Consider the following 20,549-nt stretch of genomic DNA (forward strand, 5'->3'; position numbering starts at 1 on the left):
ATCTGCTTCCGTCGGCCGGCCGGTTCCGGCCCGTTCCGGCCGGTCAGTCCGTCGAGTCGTGGCGCGGGAAGGTGTGCAGGTGTACGCGGACCTGCGGGGCGTCCTCGGCGGCGGGCCCGATCCGGCGGTAGCGCTCGGCGACCGCGTGCAGGTCCGCGTTCAACTCGGTGAGCTGCTGCGGCGTCAGCCGCAGGGTGAAGTCGCTCATGTCCGCGGCCTGCGACCACTCCAGTGGCCAGTCGCCCGCCGTGCCCAGCCAGGTGGTCAGTTCCTGGGTGTGGATGGTGGCCACCTCGTGCAGGAACAGGTTGACCGCGCCGCGCACTTCCGGGTTGGTGTCCGCGTGGAGGTCCTCGCCGAACCGGATCCCGTCGTGGGTGGCCTTCCACCACCGCTCACGGCCCTTGCCGCGCGTCGGGTCGTCCTCGACGAAGCCGTGTGCGGCGAGCTGGCGCAGGTGGTAGCTGGTGGCGCCGCTGGACTCGCCCAGCTGGGCGGCGAGCTGGGAGGCGGTGGCGGGGCCGTGGTGACGGAGGGCGCCCAGCAGCCGCATGCGGAGCGGGTGGGCGAGACCGCGGAGGGACCGGGCGTCCAGGGTGCGTTCGCGGTGTTCCGGGACCTGCGGTTCCGGCTTTGCTTCTTCGTGCTCGGTCATGGTGTCACCGTAGCCATGCAAAGACTTCGTTGCAATGCTTTCTTTGCAGCGGAGTCTTTGGAGTCTGCTCCCACCCGGTCAGTCGTCCCGCGCCGCCTGCTCCACCAGCGGGATGATCCGCAGCGGCACCGGGTTCTCCATGACGATCGCCGTGGCGGCCCGGACGATCCCGTCGAAGCCGACCACCCGGTCGATCACCCGCTGGAGATCGGCGTTCGAGCGGGCGACCAGGCGGCAGAGCATGTCCCCCTCGCCCGTGGTGGTGTGCAGTTCGAGCACTTCGGGGACGCTCGCCAGATGGGCCCGTACGTCCGTGCCCTGCCCCTGTTTGATCTCCAGCGTGGCGAAGGCCGTGACGGGATAGCCGAGCGCCGCCGGGTCGACCGCCGGGCCGAACCCCCGGATGACCCCGTTCGACTGGAGCCGGTCGAGCCGCGCCTGTACGGTTCCGCGCGCCACGCCGAGCCGGCGCGACGCCTCCAGCACCCCGATCCGGGGTTCCTGTGCCAGGAGCACGATCAGCCTGCCGTCGAGCCCGTCGATACCCACGGTCCGTCTCCCTCCTCCAGCATGGTCATCCTGTGCGGATCGTCCCGTCATTCTGGCGATTCGCTGTACAGAATGCCCAGGGAAAACCCGAACTGTTGCGCACCTTGTGGAACGGCGCGACGCTGACCTCATGGCTGACACCTCGACGCACAGCACCCTCGGCACCCCCGGCACCACCCCCGACACCGCGCGCGAGGCCGATCCCTTCCCGGTCAGGGGAATGGACGCGGTCGTCTTCGCCGTCGGCAACGCCAAGCAGGCCGCGCACTACTACTCCACGGCCTTCGGCATGAAGCTCGTCGCCTACGCGGGCCCGGAGAACGGCAGCCGCGAGACCGCGAGTTACGTCCTGACCAACGGTTCCGCCCGCTTCGTGTTCACGTCCGTCATCAAGCCGTCCACGGAGTGGGGCCGCTTCCTCGCCGCCCATGTGGCCGAGCACGGCGACGGTGTCGTGGACCTCGCGATCGAGGTCCCGGACGCGCGCGCCGCGTACGCCTACGCCACCGGGCACGGCGCCCGCGGCCTCCAGGAGCCGTACGAGATCAAGGACGCGCACGGCACCGTTGTCCTGGCCGCGATCGCCACGTACGGCAAGACCCGGCACACCCTCGTGGAGCGCTCCGGCTACGACGGCCCGTACCTGCCCGGCTTCGGCGCGGCCGACCCGATCGTCGAACCGCCCGCCAAGCGCACCTTCCAGGCCGTCGACCACTGCGTGGGCAATGTCGAACTCGGCCGGATGAACGAGTGGGTGAGCTTCTACAACACCGTCATGGGCTTCACGAACATGAAGGAGTTCGTGGGGGACGACATCGCCACCGAGTACTCGGCGCTGATGTCGAAGGTCGTCGCCGACGGCACCCTCAAGGTGAAGTTCCCCATCAACGAGCCCGCGATCGCCAAGAAGAAGTCGCAGATCGACGAGTACCTGGAGTTCTACGGCGGGGCCGGTGTCCAGCACATCGCGCTCGCGACCAACGACATCGTCGCCTCGGTACGGACGATGCGGGCCGCCGGTGTGCAGTTCCTGGACACCCCCGACTCGTACTACGACACTCTCGGCGAGTGGGCGGGGGAGACCCGGGTGCCCGTCGAGACCCTGCGCGAGCTGAAGATCCTGGTCGACCGCGACGAGGACGGCTATCTGCTCCAGATCTTCACCAAGCCGGTCCAGGACCGGCCGACCGTCTTCTTCGAGATGATCGAGCGGCACGGCTCGATGGGCTTCGGGAAGGGCAACTTCAAGGCGCTCTTCGAGGCGATCGAGCGCGAACAGGAGAAGCGCGGCAACCTCTGAAGGGGCTGCCGCCGCGCGCTCACCTGCGGGCGGCGGCGCGCCGTGCCTCGGCGGCGAGGGCCCGGACCCGGTCCGGTGGCAGCGCGGCGGGAGGGCGTACGGGCATGCCCCCGCCCCGGCAGGCGCCGCACTCCCCGTCGACAAACGCCTCCGGCTGCCCCGGCGCCCGGCAGGTGCCGCACTCCACCAAGGCCGGTGCCACCCGGTCCGATACCAGCGGAGTATCCGCCGGCTCGGGTGGCAGCTTGGCGGTGAGCCGGGACCGTACGAGACCGGCGGGGTGATGTACGGGCGCGGGGAGCCCGTCGGTGAGGGCGCGCAGCACGTCCTCCTCATAGGACCCGCGTACGAACCACTCGGCGACCAGCGGTTCCAGCGCCGCGCAGTCGGCGGCGGAGAGCGACAGGTCGGGGCACCGCCGCCCGACGGAGGCGAGCACGAGATACCCCCGTGACCGTCCCGCCCGCGTACCGGGCGCCGGGGCGGGCGCCGCGACCGGGGCCGTGCTGTGGGCCGGGACCAGGGCCGGGGCGGGAGCCGGGTCCGCGAGCGGCGCCTGGTCCGGTGCCGCGACGCTCGCCGCGCTCGTACTCGCCGCCTCCGCACCAGACTCGCCCGCGTCGGCAGGCGCACTCCAGGTGTCCCCACTCCGGGCGGCACGCGAGAACCACGTACGGGTGACCCATCGCCCGCCGCCCGTCCCCACCAGGAACTCACGCCGCCGGAGAAGATGTCCGGCCCGCTCAAGGAAGTTGAGGGCGGTGCGTAAGGCGCACTGTCCGTAGTCCATCACCTTGGCCAGGGCTTTCACCGAGATGTCGGCCCCGTCGGGCAGTCGGTCGATGAACCCGGCGATGGCCGCCTCGCGTCGGGGCAGGAGTGCGAAGTCGTCTGCGGAGGGGGCCGGTTGACCGGCAACCGTACGTTTGCCGTACCCGGCACTGGCCATCGAACAGGAAGCGGTGTGCACGCGCGGCGGCGCAACACTAAACTGCGAAGCAGCCACAAAGATCAAGCCCTTGATCTAGCTGGTGAGGTCTCCGTCAGGTGCGCTAACACCGGGCGGAGGCCGTTTTTCTTTCCAGGGGCAAGGTAGACGGATCTCACCCTGCGTGGCAACCCGGTCGCGAAAAGTCAATATCCGGGGCAGGGAGGGTGGGTGGGAAACAAGAACCAACCACTCCTCACAAGCAAGGCTCGGCCTTCGAAGCTCGACCCCCGAAGCTCAAGCCTCTTGTGACATCCCAGCCTACTTGGCGGCCCAGCAGCCCAAATCGTTCCGGTTCCTCTCCGCCGCCCGGCGCGGCGCGTCCGGCGATCCCAGCAGACCGTACGGCAGGTACCCGGACCGGACACCGAGTTCCCACCCATGGACCTGGACAGCGAGGCAGGCCAGGGCGAGGGTGCCGAGGGGAAGGAGGGACCGGGGCGCGGGATCACCGGCATCGGCCTCGACGCTCTCCCGGTACGCGACCAGCCGGGCGACGAGGGCGTCCTCGAAGGCGTGCTGGTCGTCGTCGAGGAGTACGCGGAGCAGCCGCTGGTCCGCGCTCAGCGCGTCGCCGACCTCGTCGAGCCGCCGGGCGGCCTCCGTGCGCTCCCCGGCGTCCGGCTTGCGCAGCGGAACCGTAGGCCAGTCGCGGGGCAGATGCCCGGCCGCCTCGGTGAGATAGGGGCACAGGGCGTCCATGGCGGCGACGTCGGCGGGGTCGGAGACGGAGGTGTACCGGTTGTAGGGCACGCCGTCACGGATGGCGGGCGCGTAGTCGCCACGCAGCAGCAGCCCGGTGACCCGCTCCCAGTCCCACACATGCCCGCTGACGACACACATCTCGAACATGTCGAGCCAGGTCCGCGCGGTGGGCGCCTCCTTGACGACGTCCCGGAAGGTGATGGGCCCGTCCCCGAACTCGTCGTCGTCCGGGTCCGTGCTGATCCGCTCCCCGACGAGGGGGAACCGGAGTTCCTGGTCCCCGCTCGGGAAGCACATGATGCTCAGCACTCCGTGCACACACTCCGCGGCAGTGACGGCAACCGTGCCGGCCGCGGCGTCGAGCCCCGGCTCCGTCACCGTTCGCGCGGCGACATGGTCGAGCAGTTCGTCCGCCATGGCCCGGATCAGCGTCGGCGAGATGCTGCCGTACCGGAGCGAGTGCCACCGCGTGTAGGCCCGCCCGTCGATGTCGTCGAGCGCCTCGGCCAACCGCTGTTCGCCGACCTGATGGCATGTCACATGCCGCACGTACCCCGCCCCTCCATGAACTCCACGACTGGACGGAGCACGTTATCAACGGGCACTGACAGCACTGACAGCACTGCTAGGGCCTGGGCGATCCCAAGCTGCTCGACGAGGTAGTCCTCGCGTGGGAGGCGCACGGTTTCGCGGCCAACTTGGGGAGCCTCGCCGGCCGAAGACGGGCCGGCCCCCATCACTCCGAGGGGAGGGCGATAGGGGCCCGGTGAACCGGTAGGCGCTGTACCGCAGGGTCAAACGGTGCCGAATTCTCCAGCCTTGACGCCCGCCACAAAGGATGCGAACGAGTGGACGGGGAAGCCCAGGACGGGGCCGCTCGGGTCCTTGGAGTCCCGGACGGGGACGGTGCCGCGCGAGACGATCAGATCGGCGGCGACCTCAAGGCACTGGCCGCCGTTGGAGCTGTAGGAGGACTTGAACCAGCGGAGCGAATCGGTTGTCACAGGAAGCCCTTTCTCACCTGACTGACCATGGCTACGGACTCTCTCTGCGAGAGTGCTTCAGCCTGTAGCTGATGGTAGGCCGTGAAAATAGGCCGGACCAACCGTGTATCGCGCTCCAGACGGCCGGAGTGCGCGGACTCCGCATAGGCCATGCACGACCCGTCGGGCAGGGTGGCCAGCGTAACGGGCGAGTCAAAGGAGCGGCGTTCGCCCAGTTCGAACGGGGCTACCTGCACCACGGTGTTGGGCATGTCCGCGACTTCCAGGAGATGCCCCAATTGCTCCGCCAGGACTCGGGGCCCGCCCACACGTTGCCTGATACAGCTCTCGTCGAGCAGGACGTACAACTGCGGGGGCGGTGTCCGCGCGATCAGTGCCTGGCGTCGGGACAGGAGCGTAAGGCGTTCCTCCGCCTGCTGCTCCGTGATCGCGCCGCGCCGCACGGCACCCGCGGTGATGGCTTCGGCGTACTCCCGCGTCTGGAACAGCCCCGGAACGATCCCCAGCTCGAACAGGCGGATCTCCGAGGCCCTGCCCTCGTGCTCGACGAACTCGGGAAAGCCGTCGAGTATCGCCGAGTTCCGCGCCGCCGCTCCTTGCCGTGTCAGTGCTTCCCCGGTGCCGAACGCCCTGTCCGCGCTTGCGGCGAATTTGGCGGTTGGGTTTCGGGACCCGGTTTCGACCCCCGAAATATGCGAGGCCGAATATTCGGTACGGTCCGCCAACTCATCCTGAGTCCATCCGCGTTCCTCCCGCAGCCTGCGCAGACGCTCCCCGAAGGCCGCGAGGGGCCCCGACTGGGGATCAAGCTCCTTACGGTTAGCCACTATTGAACCAACTTTCAATCAACTGGGCGGAGGTTGAAGGCTTTTCGAGGATAGACCACCCTGGGCACCCCTGGTAGTGGAGTCACTACAGAGAGGAGCGGTCCGTGATGCGTGAGCGACGACGTACTTCCGGAGTCCCGCCAGCCCTGATCTACCCGCCGATTGACCTGGCCCCGGTGCCTGGTTGCGACCTGTGCGACTGGTGGGACAGGCGTCGGGAGAACGCCCGTCGCGGGATCGGGGCGGTCAGCGCATTCCACTGCACGCGCCAGATCGCGGCGCACCCGCATCGTCGGGCCGGTGGCGCCGGATGACCCCCGAACCGCGCGTTCCGCCGTCCTGCCCGCCGCGACGCCTGCCCGTACGTTCCGCCTCGGAGCCCGGTCCACCCGGTCCACCCGATCTGCGGATCGGTATGGCGGTGTACGACCGGCGAGTGGAAATGCCGGGCATCATCCGATCGTTCACCGGATCGGCGGTCTGTCTGGTCAGGCCCTCCGGGCACACCTGGCAGGCCGCCCTGATCTCGGTCCGCCCGGCGACCGAGCGGGAACGGACCCAACTCGCCGCCCTCGCGGAACTCCACCGGCGGCAGCGGCCCCCCGCCGGGCGGCGAGTGTGAGCGCCACCCGGTTCTACCACCTGACCGTGGTCGGCGAGGGGCCGGTCAACGGTACGTGGGTACGCGTCGTCCTCGCCGCCCGGCAGGCGGTGTCGCCGGACTCCGCCCTGTCCTTCCTCCGCCACCAGGCCCGGCGCATCGCCGACGGCCTCGATCCCGCCCCGGGCGCCGGGTGGATTCCGCCGGGGATACTCGTCCCCGTCCGGGCTCCCGATCCGGACGTACCCACCGCGCTCCGGTCCCTGGTGCCACGCCCCCCAGGCGCAGAGAGCGGCACGGGCTCGGCTCCTCGCGGGCGCCGAATTCGTCCTCAGCGCCGATGACTTCAGCGGGCGCTACACCCTCAGGGCACTGCCCGGTCTCCTCGACCGGGCCCCGCTCCCGTACGTATGCCGCGTACGCCGCCGCTGACGCCCGCCCCTCAGGAGGGCGACGGCGTCGCCGGAGGAGTCACCGGCGGTGTCGCCGGCGGCGTCCCGCCCGGCAGCGCGGTCCCGCTCGGAACCGGCGTCGCCCCCGACGCTGTCGGCCGCACCATCTCCGGGGATTGCGGCGTCGACCCCGCGCCCTCCACGTCCCGCGGGCCGCCCTCCTCCGGCTCCCCGAGCGACTCCAGCGCGGCCAGCGCCCGCGGCGCCAGCAGCGGCGAGAAGTACGGGTTGACGCGCAGCGCATCGCCGACATGGCGGCGGGCCGGGCCGTACATCTCCAGTGACCGTTCGATCTCGCCCCGGTGGTAGAGGAACAGCGCGCTGCGCCGCCCCTGCCCCGTCGCCTTCTTCGCGTACTTCAGTGCCTCCTGGCCGTGGCCCGCCCGGTACAGCGCCCACCCGAGCGCGTCCGCGACCTCCATGGAGCGGTGGTGGCGCGCCCACTCGGCGCGCAGCCGTGCCACGGCCGCCGTCGGGGAGCCGTGGTCGGCCTCGAAGCGGGCGAGGACCAGCTCCTCGTTCACGCCGTGCCCCTGCGCCCGCGCGGCCCGGGCGCGCAGCGTCGCGTACTGGGTGCGAGCGTCGCCGTCCAGGCCGTTCGCGTCGTACAGCTCGCCCAGTTCCAGCGCGTACTCCGGGCGCGGCAGCTTCGCCAGCGCCGCCTGGTAGTCGCGGTACGCCTCGTCCGTCCTGCTCAGCGCGGCCAGTGCGCGCGCCCGGCCGGCCAGCGAGGCGGGGTGGTCGCGTACCGTCGCGAGCGCCGCCTCGTAGTGGCCCATCGCCTCGGTCGGCTCACCGCGTTCCCAGGCCAGCTCGCCCAGCGCGAACAGCGCCTCCGCCTTGGCTGTGGGGGAGTCGGCGTGCGCCACGGCCTCGTCGGCCTTCGCCTCCGCGTCCTCGCGCCAGCCGCGGTCCCGGTAGACGGAGACCGCGCGCTCCAGCACGGCCGGGGTGCCGGGGCGCAGCTCCTTCAGCTTGTCGAGCGCCTTGCCCGCCGCCGCGTAGTCGCCCAGACCGGTGTACGCGTCGATCAGCACCGGGTACGCGGTCCACGCCTTGGGCTGGCGGGCGCGGAGCGTCTCGCCCCACTTCTTGGCGGTGGTGAAGTCGTGGCGGGCGTTGGCGAGCGAGGCGAGGCCGGCCAGCGCCCGGGTACGGGTGGGCGTGCCCAGTCCGCCCTGCTTGCCGTCGTCCCCGCCCTCCGTACCGCCGTCGCCGTCCGTACCGTCGCCGTCCGCGGACTCGGCGGTGCGGGCCCCGTGGTCCTCCGGCCCGGCCGCCCCCACCGGCGGGCCCTTCAGCGAGCGCCGCAGCGCCTCGTCGGCCTTCGAGTAGTACGCCGTGTCCCCGCGCCGCTCGCCGCGTTCGACGTACGCCGCGCCCAGCACCGCCCACGCCGTGCTGTCCTCCGGATGCGTCCGCAGCCACTTCTCGCGGTCCTGGATAAGCGCGTCGAGGTCCGGCAGCGAGGCGGGGGCGCCCGCGCTCACCGCCGCGAGGGCCCGCTCCTGCGGGGTCTGTGCCCGCGACCCTTCCCCCCGGTCCGGTACGAACAGCAGGACGCCCCCGACCAGCGCCGCCCCCACCCCGGCCGCCAGCGCCGCCCTTCTGACCTGTCTGACCTGCTCCGTCTTCATGGCGTTCATGATGATTACTGTGCGTCAATATGAAGAGCACACACTGTCTTGAGTTGTGGATCGCCCACGGGTTCACACCGATGGCCCCGGGTGCGAGCCTGGGATCATGGACGATCTCCTCGTACGGCTCCGGACCGGCCTTCCCGCCGACGCCCTGATCACCGATCCCGACATCACGGTCTCCTACGCCCACGACATGGCCAGCTTCTGCCCGGCCGGAACGCCCGCCGTCGTCGTACTGCCGCGCACCGTCGAACAGGTCCAGCACGTCATGCGCACGGCGACCGCCCTCCGCGTCCCCGTCGTCCCGCAAGGAGCCCGTACGGGGCTGTCGGGCGCCGCCAACGCCTCGGACGGGTGCATCGTCCTCTCCCTGACCAAGATGGACCGGATCCTGGAGATCGACGCCGTCGACCGGATCGCCGTCGTCGAGCCCGGCGTCATCAACGCCACCCTCTCCCGCGCCGTCGCCGAACTCGGCCTCGCCTACCCGCCCGACCCGTCGAGCTGGGAGATGTGCACCATCGGCGGGAACATCGGCACCGCGTCCGGCGGGCTGTGCTGCGTCAAGTACGGCGTGACCGCGGAGTACGTCCTCGGCCTCGACGTCGTCCTAGCCGACGGCCGGCTCCTCACCACCGGACGCCGCACCGCCAAGGGGGTCGCCGGGTACGACCTGACGCGTCTCTTCGTCGGCTCCGAGGGCAGCCTCGGCATCGTCGTCAAAGCCGTCCTCGCCCTCAAACCGGAGCCGCCCCGGCAGCTCGCCCTGGCCGCCGAGTTCGGCTCGGCCGCCGCCGCGTGCGACGCCGTCTGCCGGATCATGGAGGGCGGGCACACCCCGTCACTGCTGGAGATCATGGACCGTACGACCGTCCGCGCCGTCAACGCGATGGCCGACATGGGCCTTCCGGAGTCCACCGAGGCACTGCTCCTCGCCGCCTTCGACACTCCGGACCCCGCCGCCGACCTCGCCGCCGTCGGCGAGCTGTGCACGGCGGCCGGCGCCACGGTGGTGGTGCCCGCCGAGAACACCGCCGAGTCCGAACTGCTGCTCCAGGCCCGCCGTCTCGCGCTCCCCGCGCTGGAGGCCGTCCGGACGGCCACGATGATCGACGACGTGTGCGTACCGCGCTCCCGGCTCGCCGCGATGATCGACGGCACGGCCGCCATCGCCGAGAAGTACGACCTGACCATCGGCGTCTGCGCCCACGCGGGCGACGGCAACACCCACCCCGTGGTCTGCTTCGACCAGGCCGACCCGGAGGAGTCCCGGCGGGCCCGCGCCTCCTTCGACGAGATCATGGGGCTCGGCCTGGAACTGGGCGGCACGATCACCGGGGAGCACGGCGTCGGCACTCTGAAGAAGGAGTGGCTGTCGCGAGAGCTGGGGCCTGTGGGGTTGGAGTTGCAGCGGGGAATCAAGCAGACTTTCGACCCGCTGGGCTTGCTCAACCCGGGCAAGCTGTTCTGAGGCCGACGGCGTGACACCTCCCCCGGGGAGCGGCCCGCCCGAGGGCGCGGCGGGAGTACGTGTGAGCAAGCTGACCGAGTACGACATGACGGCGGGCGTACGGGGCCTGGGCGACCGGCGCTCCGTCCACCGTGTCCACCGCGGGCTGCCCTGGATGGAGATCCTGCTCGTCCCGGCGGCCATGGCCGCCGTGATCGCCTACCTCACCCTCAAGTCCCCCTTCCTGTACGTGCCGGTGGTGGCCGTCCTCGTCTACGCGGGCGTCGCCGGGCTGCGCCGCATACCGCCCGCCGAGGGCGTCCGGACGGCCGTCGTGTACGAGGGCGGCGTGCTGCTCGGATACCCGCGGTCCCAGCCCGTCACGTACGCCTGGCAGGAGATCGACTCCACCGGCCACGACCGGGGCGACAGCGACATCGGCCTGGCCTCCGGCGGCCTGCGGTTCACCGAACGGGCCGCCGTCACCGCGATCTGGCCGGCCGGCCGTGCGGAGCCGGTCGTCCTGGCGCACGTCGTACGGCAGAACAAGCTGTCCGAGGCGCTGGAGGCGGGCATACGCCCCCGGGTGCTCGAACGGCTGCGCGCGACCCTCGACACGGAGGGCACCGTCCGCCTCGGCGACCTGGAGGTCACCGACGAGGGCGTCACCCTGCGCGGCGGCCTGTCGGGCACGGCCGCCGAGCCGGCCGTGATCGGGTGGGCGGAGCTGGCGGAGACGACGCCCTTCGGCCCGTCCCGGCTGCGGATCCGTACCGGCGCCGTGCGGTGCGACGTGCCCGTACGGAACGCGGCGGTCGTCCGTGACTTCGTCGAGGAGACCCGCGAACTGAACGTGTGAGACGCGCCCCGCGCGCTCACGCCTCGTCGTCCACGGACTCGTCCGACGGCCACGGGTCGCGCAGCCACAGTTCGTCGGTGCCCGCCGGGGTCAGCAGCGCGGTCAGCGCGTCGTCCAGCCCCAGCCGTTCGGCCTCCGTGCCGGGCGGCACGATCCGCAGCGTCCGCTCCACCCACGCCGAAAGAGCCACCGAGGGCCCTTCGAGCAGGGCGTCCCCGTCGGGCGAGGACAGGGCGACACACAGCACCTGTCGCCCGTCGACCTTCGTCGGCCAGATCCTGACGTCCCCGTGCCCGCACGGCCGGAAGACCCCCTCCACCAGCAACTCCCGGGCGAAGGTCCAGTTCACGGGGGCGTCCGAGCCGACGTGGAAGGTGATGTGCACGGCGTACGGATCGTCCGTACGGTACGTCAGCCGGGCCGGCACCGGGATGCTGCGCTCGGGCGACAGCACCAGATTCAGTTCCAGCTCGCGTTCGACCACAGAGTGCATGACGGGCACTTCCTTTCCTGGCGGGCCCGGCGACGGGCCCAGTGGCGGGCCCGGCGACGGGGCCTCACCGGAAGAGAGGCGGCGCCTCGTCGTTCATGACGCGACTTTCACCGATGACTTTGGGTGAGCGCGCTGACTGCGCGTGAGCGGAGCGCCGTTCCCCGGCGGGTACCGCGGTCACCCGGGGGAGCGATGCGCGTCCCGCCGGGGGCGAGCGCGACGACCGCCAAGGAGTGAATCCGGCGCGCGCGTGCGGTCCAACCGGGTGACGCGCGTGACGGAGGCGCGCTTTACCCCGCTTCCGCCCGATGGACGGGCGCTCCCGCTCGAACCGGTGTGCCGAATTGGTGCAGGTCCGCGAACAGATCCCACCCCGCAGCTTTACGCTTCGCAGCGGTACGGCCGGACCGCCGCCCGAACGGGGTTCTTTCTGCCGGGCGCCATCTTCCGGGCCCCGAGTTCTTCGTTACTGTCTTCCTGGACAAGCGGGAGTGCGAATCCGGTCGCCGTTCCGGCGCCGGGCGGCCCTTTCAGGTCAATCATGGTGTGAGCGAACGGAGTTGGGGTCAGTGGCTACTCCTCCTGGTGACGGCGGGAACGTACCCCGGGAAGGCTTCTACCCGGACCCTTCCATTCCCGGATACGTCCGGTACTGGAACGGGGCCGCCTGGGTGCCCGGCACCTCGCGCCCCGCGCCCCGGGAGGACGAGGGCGCGCCCGCCGCGCTCCCGGCCGCCGCCACCCCGCCCGCGCTGCCCGCCGTCGACGAGACCGGGCCGGTCTTCCTCGACGAGGACCCGCGCGAGCGGCCCCGGCAGGAGCCCGCCTCCGCCTGGCAGGCCGACGCCTCCCGCCAGGCCGGCTTCGGTGGCGAGCGCGACGCCCGGGTCTCCTGGGGCGGAACCGCCGCGCCCGGCCAGGACCCCCGGGTCCCCGCCCCCGCCCCGGCCGCCGACCCGTCCGGCGGCGCGCTGCCCGGCGTACGCTCCCTCGGCCCCGGGACCGGGGACGGCACCGCGAGCGGCGACGCCGACGGCGACACCCCGCCCACCGACGGTACGGTCGCGATCCGCCCCCAGCGGCGCGGCGGCGCGGGCCCCGGCCGGGCCCCGGCACCCCGCGAGGCCAAGAAGCCCGCCGACTCCACCATGACCATCCGCGCCCTGCGCGCCGCGCGGCGCGCGAAGGACGAGGACGCCGCCTCGGAGCGCCCCGCCGGGGACGAGGGCACGATGGCGATCCGCGCGCTCGACGCCGGACCGAAACCGCAGCTCCCGGCCCGTCAGCCGGGACACCCGCAGCCACCGGCCCAGCCCGCCCTGCCCTCACCGCAGTCCCTCCAGTCCTCGCAGCCCCCGCACTCCTACGCGCCCGAACCGGCCCCCGCGCCCCAGCCCGACCCCGGGCCCGCCTCCCCCATCAGCTCCGGCAGCGGCGGCGGCGCCGCCTCCTGGGCACAGCAGGTGCACCGGCTCGCCCAACCGGACCAGGCAGACCAGCCCGTGGTGCCCTGGAAGCCGCCCGTGGAGGACCCGTTCCTCCAGGTCGCGCGCGCCCAGGCCGCCTCGCGCCCCGCCGCCCTCGGCAAGCGCGTCCTGGCCCGGCTGATCGACACGCTGGTGCTGGGGGCGATCGTCGGCGCCATCGCCGTACCGCTCATCAGCCGCGCCCTGGCCCATATCGACGACAAGGTCGAGGCGGCCCGGCAGACCGGACAGACCGTCACCGTCTGGCTGCTCGACACCACCACGGCCGGCTACCTCGGCGGCGTCCTCGTCGCCCTGCTGGTCGTCGGCGTGGTCTACGAGGCGGTGCCGACCGCCAAGTGGGGGCGCACGCTGGGCAAGAAGCTGTGCGGGCTCGACGTACGGGACATCGAGACCCACGAGGCCCCGGCCTTCGGCGCCGCGCTGCGCCGCTGGCTGGTCTACAGCGTGCTCGGGGTGCTCGTCGTGGGGCTCGGCAATGTGCTGTGGTGCCTGATCGACCGGCCGTGGCGGCAGTGCTGGCACGACAAGATCGCCCATACCTTCGTGGCGCGCTGAGGGCCCGCCGGCGGGGCTGTCGAGGGGCCTGGCCGGGTGTTCCTCCGAACGGCGTGCCAGCCGTTGCGGGCCTCTCCGGGCCGGGGTGCACTGCCCCCATGAGCAATGATCAGCCGCCGCCCGGCCAGCCGCCCGAGGACGACCCCTTCCTCAAGAAGCCGTCAGAGCCCCAGGGGCCGGGACAGGGACGGGGACAGGGACAGGGGCCGAGGCAGGGTCAGTGGCAGGGCCAAGGTCAGGGCCAGGGACCGCAGGACCCCCAGGGACCGCACGAGCCTCCACCGCCCCAGGGGCCTCCGCCGCCCTCCGGGGATTCCCCGCACGGCTCCCCCTACGGCGCTCCCTACGGTGGCGAGCACGGACCGCCCAAGGCCCCGCCGTACGACCCGAACGCGCCCGGCGGCTCCCCGTACGGCGGCTCTCCCTACGGGCAGGACCCCTACGGGGGAGGCGGCCCCCACGGCGGTACGGATCCGCTCGCCGGGATGCCGCCTCTCGCGCCGTTCGCCACCCGCCTCGCGGCCCGCGTCATCGACGCGCTGATCATCTTCATCCCGCTGGCGATCGTCTCGCTGCTCGTCGGCGGCTGGCGCCACTCGTCGAACACCACGGGGAACTGGGACGAGGTCACCAACCAGGTGAACACCGGTACCCAGTGGGTCTGGTCGCTCATCTCGATCATCGCGTACGTCGGCTACGACACTCTGATGACGAAGAAGTACGGGCAGACCCTCGGCAAGCGCTGGCTGAGGCTGCGGGTGGCGATGCTCAACGACGGGTCCGTACCGGAGGCCAACTCCTCGCTGACACGCGCCCTGGTGCTCTGGGTGCCCGCGCTGCTCTGCTGTCTCTTCCTCTGGTGGTTCATCATCATCGTCACGATCCTGGCCAGCCGGCCGTACAGGCAGGGCCTGCACGACAAGGCCGCCAGGACCGTCGTGGTGACGGCGCCCCGGTGAACCACGGCGCGCCGGGCGGTATGGACGCGGTCCGCTAGCGGCGGACCCGCGTGCCCACGCCCGAGCCCTGCGTACGCGGTCCTGGCACCGTCGTGGAGCGGGCCGCGGTGTCCGCGCCGGTCCCCCGGCGGGGGGTGGCCGCCCGCGCGGCCCGGTCCTTGCGGGGCAGCGGCACGGTCATGGCGACCAGCAGCCCGAGACCGAGCGCGGCGACGCCGATCACCGCGACGCCGATACCCGTACTCGTACCGGAGAGCAGGAGCATGGCGAGGGTGGAGCAGACGATGGTGGCGGAGCCGTAGGCGAGCTGTGCGGCAGTAGGACGCGGCATGGCGGAATCCGTCCCTCGGGGGCATTGATATCTGTGGGGTTACGGGGATTCTGTTGCTCTGGGGATGTTGGGTGCGTCTCGCGTATCTCGTGCGGGGGACAAGTGGGACCAGGTCGTGGCAAGGCGGTCGCACTTACTCGCGACTCTAAGGCCGTGGATGCCCGAGTGGAACGGCTGGTAAGCGTGACCTGACGCATGGTGCCGGTGCATAGGGGGCGCATCGAGTCACGCACCCCCGCCAACAGGCCGAATATATGCACCCGTTGGCCGGTTCGCTCCCTCCGTCCGGATAGTGGAACCGGAAGGCCGCATAGTGCAATTGACGGGTTCAAGTCAAGGTCTGTCTTTTCTCCGTCAACTCGGGTCCAATGTCGTCACTTATGACGCGCAGACGCGCGCGGATCCTCCACTCCCGGTCCGCGGATCGCGTGCGCCGGGGAGGAACACCACCAAGTGATCAGAAACCGACGGGCGAGAAGAGTCTCCGCGGTGCTCGTGGCTCTGGCCGCGACCGCCGCGACGGCATCGGCCTTCACCACGGCTCAGGCCCAGGACAACCCCGCCTCCGCTTCCAGCGCCCCGTCCGGCGCGGAGCGCCGCGACCCGGCGCCTCAGAAGGGGCAGGTCGACCACGACCTGGACGGCCCGTTCAGCAAGCAGCAGTCCAAGCAGCGCGAGGCCGCGCTCCAGCAGGTCATATCCGGCGACGCCAAGGTGGAGCGGCGCGGCGGCTCCCAGGTCGTCAGGCTCGACAACAAGAAGTACGTCGAGCTGGGCCGGGAGAAGACCGACAAGATCTTCACCATTCTCGTGGAGTTCGGCGACGACGTCGACGGCACCACGACGTACGACCCGGACGGCGCCGACGGCCCCCTGCCGCCCGTCGTCAAGTACGGCGGCGACCCCGGCCCGCTGCACAACGAGATAGCCGAGCCCGACCGGAAGGTGGACAACTCCACCGCCTGGCAGGCCGACTACAGCCAGGAGCACTTCCAGGACCTGTACTTCGGCACCGGCAAGGACGCCAAGGGCGAGCCGAAGGACTCCCTGAAGACCTACTACGAGAAGACGTCCTCCGGGCGTTACTCGGTCGACGGCGAGGTCTCCGACTGGGTCAAGGTCCCGTGGAACGAGGCCCGTTACGGCTCCAACTACTGCGGCTCCACCAACTGCGCCAACGTCTGGGACCTGGTGCGCGACGGTCTCACCGCCTGGACCGCCGGCCAGAAGGCCCAGGGGCAGACCGACGCCCAGATCAAGGACCAGCTCTCCCAGTACGACCAGTGGGACCGCTACGACTTCGACAACGACGGCGACTTCAACGAGCCCGACGGCTATGTCGACCACTTCCAGATCGTCCACGCCGGTGAGGACGAGTCCGCGGGCGGCGGCGTCCAGGGCACGGACGCCCTCTGGGCGCACCGCTGGTACGCGTACGGCACCAACGCCGGCTCCACGGGCCCCGCGGGCAACAAGGCCGGTGGCGCGCCGGTCGGCGACACCGGCATCTGGGTCGGTGACTACACGATGCAGCCGGAGAACGGCGGCCTCGGGGTCTTCGCCCACGAGTACGGCCACGACCTGGGCCTGCCCGACCTGTACGACACCGCGGGCGGCGAGAACTCCACCGCCTTCTGGACGCTGATGTCGTCCGGCTCGTGGCTGGGCACCGGCAAGGACGAGATCGGCGACCTGCCCGGCGACATGACCGCCTGGGACAAGCTCCAGCTCGGCTGGCTCGACTACGCCGAGGCGAAGGCGGCCACCAACTCGACCCACAAGCTGGGCGTCTCCGCGTACAACACGAAGAACCCGCAGGCCCTCGTCGTCGAACTCCCCAAGAAGGAGAAGACGACGACGGTCGTGAAGCCCGCGGAAGGCTCCAGGCAGTGGTGGAGCGACATGGGTGACGACCTCAAGAACACCCTCACCCGTTCGGTGGATCTGACCGGCACGTCGTCCGCGTCGCTCGATCTGACCGGCTGGTGGGACATCGAGGCCGACTACGACTACCTCTACACCGAGGTCTCCACGGACGGCGGCGCCAACTGGACGCCGCTGGACGGTACCGCCGACGGCAAGTCCCTGCCCCGCGACGCCGCCGACAAGCCGGCGCTGACCGGTGTCTCGGGCGCGGCGAAGAAGCTCGCCTTCCCGCTGGACGCCTACGCCGGCCAGAAGTTCGACCTGCGCTTCCGCTACCAGACGGACGGCGGCGTGAGCGGCAAGGGCTTCACGGCCGACGCCATCACCCTCACCGCCGACGGCGCGCCGGTCTTCACCGACAACGCCGAGGGCGACGACGCGGGCTGGACCGCGAACGGCTTCTCGCGCATCGGCGAGTCCTTCACCCAGGACTACGAGCAGTACTACATCGCGGAGAACCGCCAGTACGTCTCGTACGACAGGACGCTCAAGGTCGGCCCGTACAACTTCGGCTTCACGGCGCCGAACGACGGCAAGGTCGAGCACTTCGCCTACCAGAACGGCCTGCTGATCTGGCTGTGGGACACCTCGCAGAAGGACAACAACACCAGCCAGCACCCGGGTGAGGGCCTGGTCCTGCCGATCGACGCCCACGCCAAGCCGCTGAAGTGGTCGGACGGCACGCTGATGCGCAACCGGATCCAGGCGTACGACTCCACCTTCAGCTGGTGGCCGACGTCGGGTCTCTCGCTCCACCGCGCCGACAAGCTGACGCGGATCTCCCCGTCCCTGGGCGCCCCGGTCTTCGACGACCGCAAGGGCACCTACTGGAGCGAGGAGAACAAGGGCGGAAGCGTGAAGGTTCCTGACACCAACACCAAGATCAGCATCGTCAGCCAGCCGCTGGACGGCTCGACGATGACGGTCAAGGTAGGTAAGTCCGGCAAGTAACCGGAAGTAACACCAGGTCAAACACGTGATCGGCCGTCGCCCCCTAGCGGGCGGCGGCCGTTCGTGTTTAGGTGCGTCCTACGATTCTCTTATTGACACGACGTCTCACGGGGGCGATGAGGACATGGCGAGTGGAGGCTTCAGCAAGCTCCCGAACGGCACCGTGGTGGTGGCACTGACCCTGCCCAGCCCGGCCGCCGAGGGTGGCACCGTACGGGTCCTGGTGCATGCCGCGAACCGGGCCCGCGCCCTGACCAGGCTGCGGAACCTGGGGCTGCGGGCGGTCTATCTGCGCGGCAACGCGGAGCCGCCGACACCGGACGAGATCACCGCCGTGCTGCACCACCCGGACGGCCTGCTCTGGCGTACGACACCGGACGCGCCGGGCACGGCCGACCAGCTCTGGCGGCCGATCCGGGCGCTGCTGAGACCCGCGGTGATGGGGTACTGACGCCCTCGGGGTCCGTGCCCGGCAACAGGTGATGGAAGCCCCTTCGGGGCGCCCGTCCTGGTCACCGGCGGGCCGAGAGCCCCCGTGCGGCCGTCCGGCGGGTCACCCGCGGGACGGGACCACCGGCTTGCCCGTCAGCTCCACACCCGCCTCCCGCAGCTCCTCCTGGGCCCGCTCAGTGGTCTCCTCGGCCACCCCCGCCGTCAGGTCGAGCAGCACCCGCGCGGCGAAGCCCGCCCGCACCGCGTCCAGCGCGGTCGCCTTCACACAGTGATCCATGGCGATGCCGACCAGATCGACCTCGGTCACCTCGCGCGCCTCCAGCCAGTCCGCCAGGCGCAGGCCGTTCTCGTCGAAGCCCTCGAAACCGCTGTACGCGGCCGAGTACGCGCCCTTGTCGAAGACCGCGGCGATCGCGCCCGAGGCGACCGCCGGCGCGAAGTTCGGGTGGAAGCCCACGCCCTCCGTACCGGCCACGCAGTGCACCGGCCAGGTGGTGACGTAGTCCGGTGCCGCCGGGGCCTTCGCGAAGTGGTCGCCCGGGTCGATGTGGTGATCGCGGGTGGCGACCACGTACCGGTATCCGGCGGTCGCCTGGGCCACGAGGTCGGTGATGGCGGCGGCGACATCGGCGCCGCCCGCCACGGCGACGCTGCCGCCCTCGCAGAAATCGTTCTGTACGTCGACGACGATCAGTGCGCGGTGCATGACGGGGGTCCTTCAGTGGGGAGCGGACAGAAGCGGCGGACGGTGGGGCGGCCCGGTGACCGGAGCGGCCCCGGGCCGGGCGGGCGGCTGGAGGCGAGCGTAGAGACTCCTGCTGCCCCGCGGGAGGGGTCGCACACCAGCGCCCCCGGTCTCACCCGCACCCGGTCCCACCCGCCCCCAGTCTCACCCGCACCCGGGCCGTACGCACCTGGGCGCGCGGCCATTGCGGGGCGCGGGCATTCCGGGCGCGGGCAGGGCTCACAGGTACTCGGTCGGAATCACCGGCTCGCCCCGCGACAACTGCATCGCCGACATCGGCAGCCCCGCCCGCGCCGCCGCGTGCCGCTCGCGCGCCACGTCCAGCGACTCCCGCGCCACGATCTCGCCGCCCTTGACCAGCTCCACCAGGAGCTGCCGGTCCAGCAGCTCCTGGGGCACCGCGCCGGTGCCGAGCACCTCGGCCTCCGCGTACCCCTGCGCGTCCGGCCTGCGCGCCGCCCACTTGCGCCCGCCGATCGAGGTCTTCCCGCCCAGCGACTTCTTCGCCACCGGCCGGAGCGGGGCCTTGGGGTCCGCCGAGGCGGCCCGCGCGACGATCTTGTAGACCATGGAGCAGGTGGGGTGCCCGCTGCCCGTGACGAGCTGCGTACCGACGCCGTACGCGTCCACCGGCGCCGCCGCCAGCGAGGCGATCGCGTACTCGTCCAGGTCCGAGGTGACCACGATCTTGGTGTTGACCGCGCCCAGCTCGTCGAGCTGCTGCCGCACCCGGTGCGCGACCAGCAGCAGATCGCCCGAGTCGATCCGCACCGAGCCCAGCTCGGGCCCGGCGATCTCCACGGCGGTCCGTACCGCCTCGGCCACGTCGTACGTGTCCACCAGCAGCGTCGTACCGCGGCCGAGCGAGTCGACCTGGGCGCGGAAGGCGTCGCGCTCGGTGTCGTGCAGCAGGGTGAACGCGTGCGCGCTCGTACCGACCGTGGGGATGCCGTACCGGAACCCGGCGGCCAGGTCGGAGGTGGCGTCGAAGCCGCCCACGTACGCGGCGCGCGCGGCGGCCACCGCGGCCAGCTCGTGCGTACGGCGCGCACCCATCTCGATCAGCCGGCGGCCGCCCGCGGCCGTCGCCATCCGGGAGGCCGCGGCGGCGATCGCCGAGTCGTGGTTGAGGACGGAGAGGATCACGGTCTCCAGCAGCACGCACTCGGCGAACGTGCCCTCGACCCGCAGCACCGGCGAGCCGGGGAAGTAGGCCTCGCCCTCCGGGTATCCCCAGATGTCGCCGCGGAAGCGGTACGAGGCGAGCCAGGCGAGCGTCGCCTCGTCGACGACGGCGTTCTCGCGCAGGAAGCCCAGCAGATCGGGGTCGAAGCGGAAGTTCTCCACGGCGTCCAGAACGCGTCCGGTACCCGCCACGACCCCGTACCTGCGCCCCTCGGGCAGCCGCCGGGTGAAGACCTCGAAGACGGAGCGCCGGTCGGCCGTACCGGCCCGCAGCGCTGCCTGGAGCATCGTCAGCTCGTACTGATCGGTGAAGAGCGCGGTCGACGGAATGTCCACCGGCAGCCCAAGGTCCGCAGTGTTCATAGGACGATGCTACCCCGAATACTCGTCACTCTGACGATTTCTCGATGGCCGTTTGTGCGACACCGCTC

At 71.4% G+C, this 20,549-nt stretch carries 20 protein-coding genes; 9 read left to right on the forward strand and 11 right to left on the reverse strand.

Going from position 1 to position 20,549, the window contains the following annotated elements:
• Positions 1–43 precede the first annotated feature (43 nt).
• Both ACIQ7D_RS08925 and ACIQ7D_RS08930 read right to left on the reverse strand, forming a co-directional pair.
• A complete protein-coding gene (locus tag ACIQ7D_RS08925) occupies positions 44–655 on the reverse strand; it encodes an ArsR/SmtB family transcription factor (RefSeq protein WP_403935339.1) in 612 nt (203 codons plus the stop codon).
• A 78-nt stretch (positions 656–733) separates the two neighbouring features.
• The gene (locus ACIQ7D_RS08930; protein WP_403935341.1) at positions 734–1,204 is read right to left on the reverse strand and encodes an Lrp/AsnC family transcriptional regulator; all 471 of its coding nucleotides are present in this window, start codon (positions 1,202–1,204) and stop codon (positions 734–736) included.
• 130 nt (positions 1,205–1,334) lie between these two features.
• On the opposite strand from ACIQ7D_RS08930, the gene hppD reads away from it, so the two are divergent.
• Complete coding sequence (gene hppD, locus ACIQ7D_RS08935) at positions 1,335–2,504, forward strand: 4-hydroxyphenylpyruvate dioxygenase (protein WP_403935343.1); 1,170 nt, start codon at positions 1,335–1,337, stop codon at positions 2,502–2,504.
• Positions 2,505–2,523: 19 nt separating this feature from the next.
• Here hppD and ACIQ7D_RS08940 read toward each other — a convergent pair whose 3' ends face one another.
• From ACIQ7D_RS08940 to ACIQ7D_RS08955, 4 genes are all read right to left on the reverse strand, one after another.
• On the reverse strand, positions 2,524–3,453 hold the full coding sequence (locus ACIQ7D_RS08940) for a hypothetical protein (protein ID WP_403936060.1): 930 nt from the start codon (positions 3,451–3,453) through the stop codon (positions 2,524–2,526).
• Positions 3,454–3,753: 300 nt separating this feature from the next.
• A complete protein-coding gene (locus tag ACIQ7D_RS08945; protein WP_403935345.1) occupies positions 3,754–4,746 on the reverse strand; it encodes an immunity 49 family protein in 993 nt (330 codons plus the stop codon).
• A gap of 245 nt (positions 4,747–4,991) precedes the next feature.
• Positions 4,992–5,201, reverse strand: coding sequence for a DUF397 domain-containing protein (locus ACIQ7D_RS08950; RefSeq protein ID WP_403935347.1), 210 nt, complete (start codon positions 5,199–5,201; stop codon positions 4,992–4,994).
• On the reverse strand, positions 5,198–6,028 hold the full coding sequence (locus ACIQ7D_RS08955) for a helix-turn-helix transcriptional regulator (RefSeq protein ID WP_403935349.1): 831 nt from the start codon (positions 6,026–6,028) through the stop codon (positions 5,198–5,200). Before ACIQ7D_RS08955 ends, ACIQ7D_RS08950 begins: the two co-directional genes overlap by 4 nt.
• A gap of 442 nt (positions 6,029–6,470) precedes the next feature.
• On the opposite strand from ACIQ7D_RS08955, the gene ACIQ7D_RS08960 reads away from it, so the two are divergent.
• Together ACIQ7D_RS08960 and ACIQ7D_RS08965 are read left to right on the forward strand one after the other, a co-directional pair.
• Positions 6,471–6,650 (forward strand): hypothetical protein, encoded by a 180-nt coding sequence (locus ACIQ7D_RS08960; RefSeq protein ID WP_403935351.1) that lies wholly within the window; start codon positions 6,471–6,473, stop codon positions 6,648–6,650.
• Positions 6,647–6,973, forward strand: a complete 327-nt coding sequence (locus ACIQ7D_RS08965; protein ID WP_403935353.1) for a hypothetical protein — start codon at positions 6,647–6,649, stop codon at positions 6,971–6,973. The genes ACIQ7D_RS08960 and ACIQ7D_RS08965 overlap by 4 nt, the downstream gene beginning before the upstream one ends.
• A 98-nt stretch (positions 6,974–7,071) precedes the next feature.
• Here ACIQ7D_RS08965 and ACIQ7D_RS08970 read toward each other — a convergent pair whose 3' ends face one another.
• Entirely contained in the window at positions 7,072–8,727 is a 1,656-nt protein-coding gene (locus tag ACIQ7D_RS08970) for a tetratricopeptide repeat protein (protein ID WP_403935355.1), read from the reverse strand.
• 97 nt (positions 8,728–8,824) lie between these two features.
• On the opposite strand from ACIQ7D_RS08970, the gene ACIQ7D_RS08975 reads away from it, so the two are divergent.
• Together ACIQ7D_RS08975 and ACIQ7D_RS08980 are read left to right on the forward strand one after the other, a co-directional pair.
• Positions 8,825–10,192 (forward strand): FAD-binding oxidoreductase, encoded by a 1,368-nt coding sequence (locus ACIQ7D_RS08975; RefSeq protein ID WP_403935356.1) that lies wholly within the window; start codon positions 8,825–8,827, stop codon positions 10,190–10,192.
• Between the two features lie 61 nt (positions 10,193–10,253).
• Positions 10,254–11,030, forward strand: a complete 777-nt coding sequence (locus tag ACIQ7D_RS08980; RefSeq protein WP_403935358.1) for a hypothetical protein — start codon at positions 10,254–10,256, stop codon at positions 11,028–11,030.
• 16 nt (positions 11,031–11,046) lie between these two features.
• On the opposite strand, the gene ACIQ7D_RS08985 is transcribed toward ACIQ7D_RS08980, so the two are convergent.
• Entirely contained in the window at positions 11,047–11,523 is a 477-nt protein-coding gene (locus ACIQ7D_RS08985; protein ID WP_403935360.1) for an SsgA family sporulation/cell division regulator, read from the reverse strand.
• 569 nt (positions 11,524–12,092) lie between these two features.
• Here ACIQ7D_RS08985 and ACIQ7D_RS08990 point away from each other — a divergent pair.
• Positions 12,093–13,568 carry an RDD family protein gene (locus ACIQ7D_RS08990; RefSeq protein WP_403935362.1) on the forward strand — a complete coding sequence of 492 codons (1,476 nt, stop codon included), beginning with the start codon at positions 12,093–12,095 and terminating at the stop codon, positions 13,566–13,568.
• A 98-nt stretch (positions 13,569–13,666) separates the two neighbouring features.
• Entirely contained in the window at positions 13,667–14,527 is an 861-nt protein-coding gene (locus ACIQ7D_RS08995) for an RDD family protein (protein ID WP_403935363.1), read from the forward strand.
• A 34-nt stretch (positions 14,528–14,561) separates the two neighbouring features.
• Here the strand turns inward: ACIQ7D_RS08995 and ACIQ7D_RS09000 are convergent, their stop codons facing one another.
• Positions 14,562–14,858, reverse strand: coding sequence for a hypothetical protein (locus ACIQ7D_RS09000; RefSeq protein ID WP_403935365.1), 297 nt, complete (start codon positions 14,856–14,858; stop codon positions 14,562–14,564).
• Between the two features lie 453 nt (positions 14,859–15,311).
• Between ACIQ7D_RS09000 and ACIQ7D_RS09005 the strand changes: the two genes are divergently transcribed.
• Positions 15,312–17,735 (forward strand): immune inhibitor A domain-containing protein, encoded by a 2,424-nt coding sequence (locus ACIQ7D_RS09005; protein WP_403935367.1) that lies wholly within the window; start codon positions 15,312–15,314, stop codon positions 17,733–17,735.
• 124 nt (positions 17,736–17,859) lie between these two features.
• The gene (locus tag ACIQ7D_RS09010) at positions 17,860–18,186 is read left to right on the forward strand and encodes a hypothetical protein (RefSeq protein WP_403935369.1); all 327 of its coding nucleotides are present in this window, start codon (positions 17,860–17,862) and stop codon (positions 18,184–18,186) included.
• 102 nt (positions 18,187–18,288) lie between these two features.
• Here ACIQ7D_RS09010 and ACIQ7D_RS09015 read toward each other — a convergent pair whose 3' ends face one another.
• Complete coding sequence (locus tag ACIQ7D_RS09015; RefSeq protein ID WP_403935371.1) at positions 18,289–18,894, reverse strand: isochorismatase family protein; 606 nt, start codon at positions 18,892–18,894, stop codon at positions 18,289–18,291.
• A 258-nt stretch (positions 18,895–19,152) separates the two neighbouring features.
• Positions 19,153–20,481 (reverse strand): nicotinate phosphoribosyltransferase, encoded by a 1,329-nt coding sequence (locus tag ACIQ7D_RS09020; RefSeq protein ID WP_403935373.1) that lies wholly within the window; start codon positions 20,479–20,481, stop codon positions 19,153–19,155.
• Positions 20,482–20,549 lie beyond the last annotated feature (68 nt).

Source organism: Streptomyces sp. NPDC096310, assembly GCF_044763125.1.
In the GTDB taxonomy this organism is placed as follows: domain Bacteria; phylum Actinomycetota; class Actinomycetes; order Streptomycetales; family Streptomycetaceae; genus Streptomyces.

Coding starts and splice junctions, on each gene's coding strand:
- ACIQ7D_RS08995 (WP_403935363.1), top strand. CDS start 13,667: ATGAGCAATGATCAGCCGCCGCCCGGCCAGCCGCCCGAGGACGACCCC.
- ACIQ7D_RS09015 (WP_403935371.1), bottom strand. CDS start 18,894: ATGCACCGCGCACTGATCGTCGTCGACGTACAGAACGATTTCTGCGAG.
- ACIQ7D_RS08960 (WP_403935351.1), top strand. CDS start 6,471: ATGCCGGGCATCATCCGATCGTTCACCGGATCGGCGGTCTGTCTGGTC.
- ACIQ7D_RS08975 (WP_403935356.1), top strand. CDS start 8,825: ATGGACGATCTCCTCGTACGGCTCCGGACCGGCCTTCCCGCCGACGCC.
- ACIQ7D_RS08940 (WP_403936060.1), bottom strand. CDS start 3,453: ATGGCCAGTGCCGGGTACGGCAAACGTACGGTTGCCGGTCAACCGGCC.
- ACIQ7D_RS08985 (WP_403935360.1), bottom strand. CDS start 11,523: ATGCACTCTGTGGTCGAACGCGAGCTGGAACTGAATCTGGTGCTGTCG.
- ACIQ7D_RS09000 (WP_403935365.1), bottom strand. CDS start 14,858: ATGCCGCGTCCTACTGCCGCACAGCTCGCCTACGGCTCCGCCACCATC.
- hppD (WP_403935343.1), top strand. CDS start 1,335: ATGGCTGACACCTCGACGCACAGCACCCTCGGCACCCCCGGCACCACC.
- ACIQ7D_RS09020 (WP_403935373.1), bottom strand. CDS start 20,481: ATGAACACTGCGGACCTTGGGCTGCCGGTGGACATTCCGTCGACCGCG.
- ACIQ7D_RS08925 (WP_403935339.1), bottom strand. CDS start 655: ATGACCGAGCACGAAGAAGCAAAGCCGGAACCGCAGGTCCCGGAACAC.
- ACIQ7D_RS08970 (WP_403935355.1), bottom strand. CDS start 8,727: ATGAACGCCATGAAGACGGAGCAGGTCAGACAGGTCAGAAGGGCGGCG.
- ACIQ7D_RS09010 (WP_403935369.1), top strand. CDS start 17,860: ATGGCGAGTGGAGGCTTCAGCAAGCTCCCGAACGGCACCGTGGTGGTG.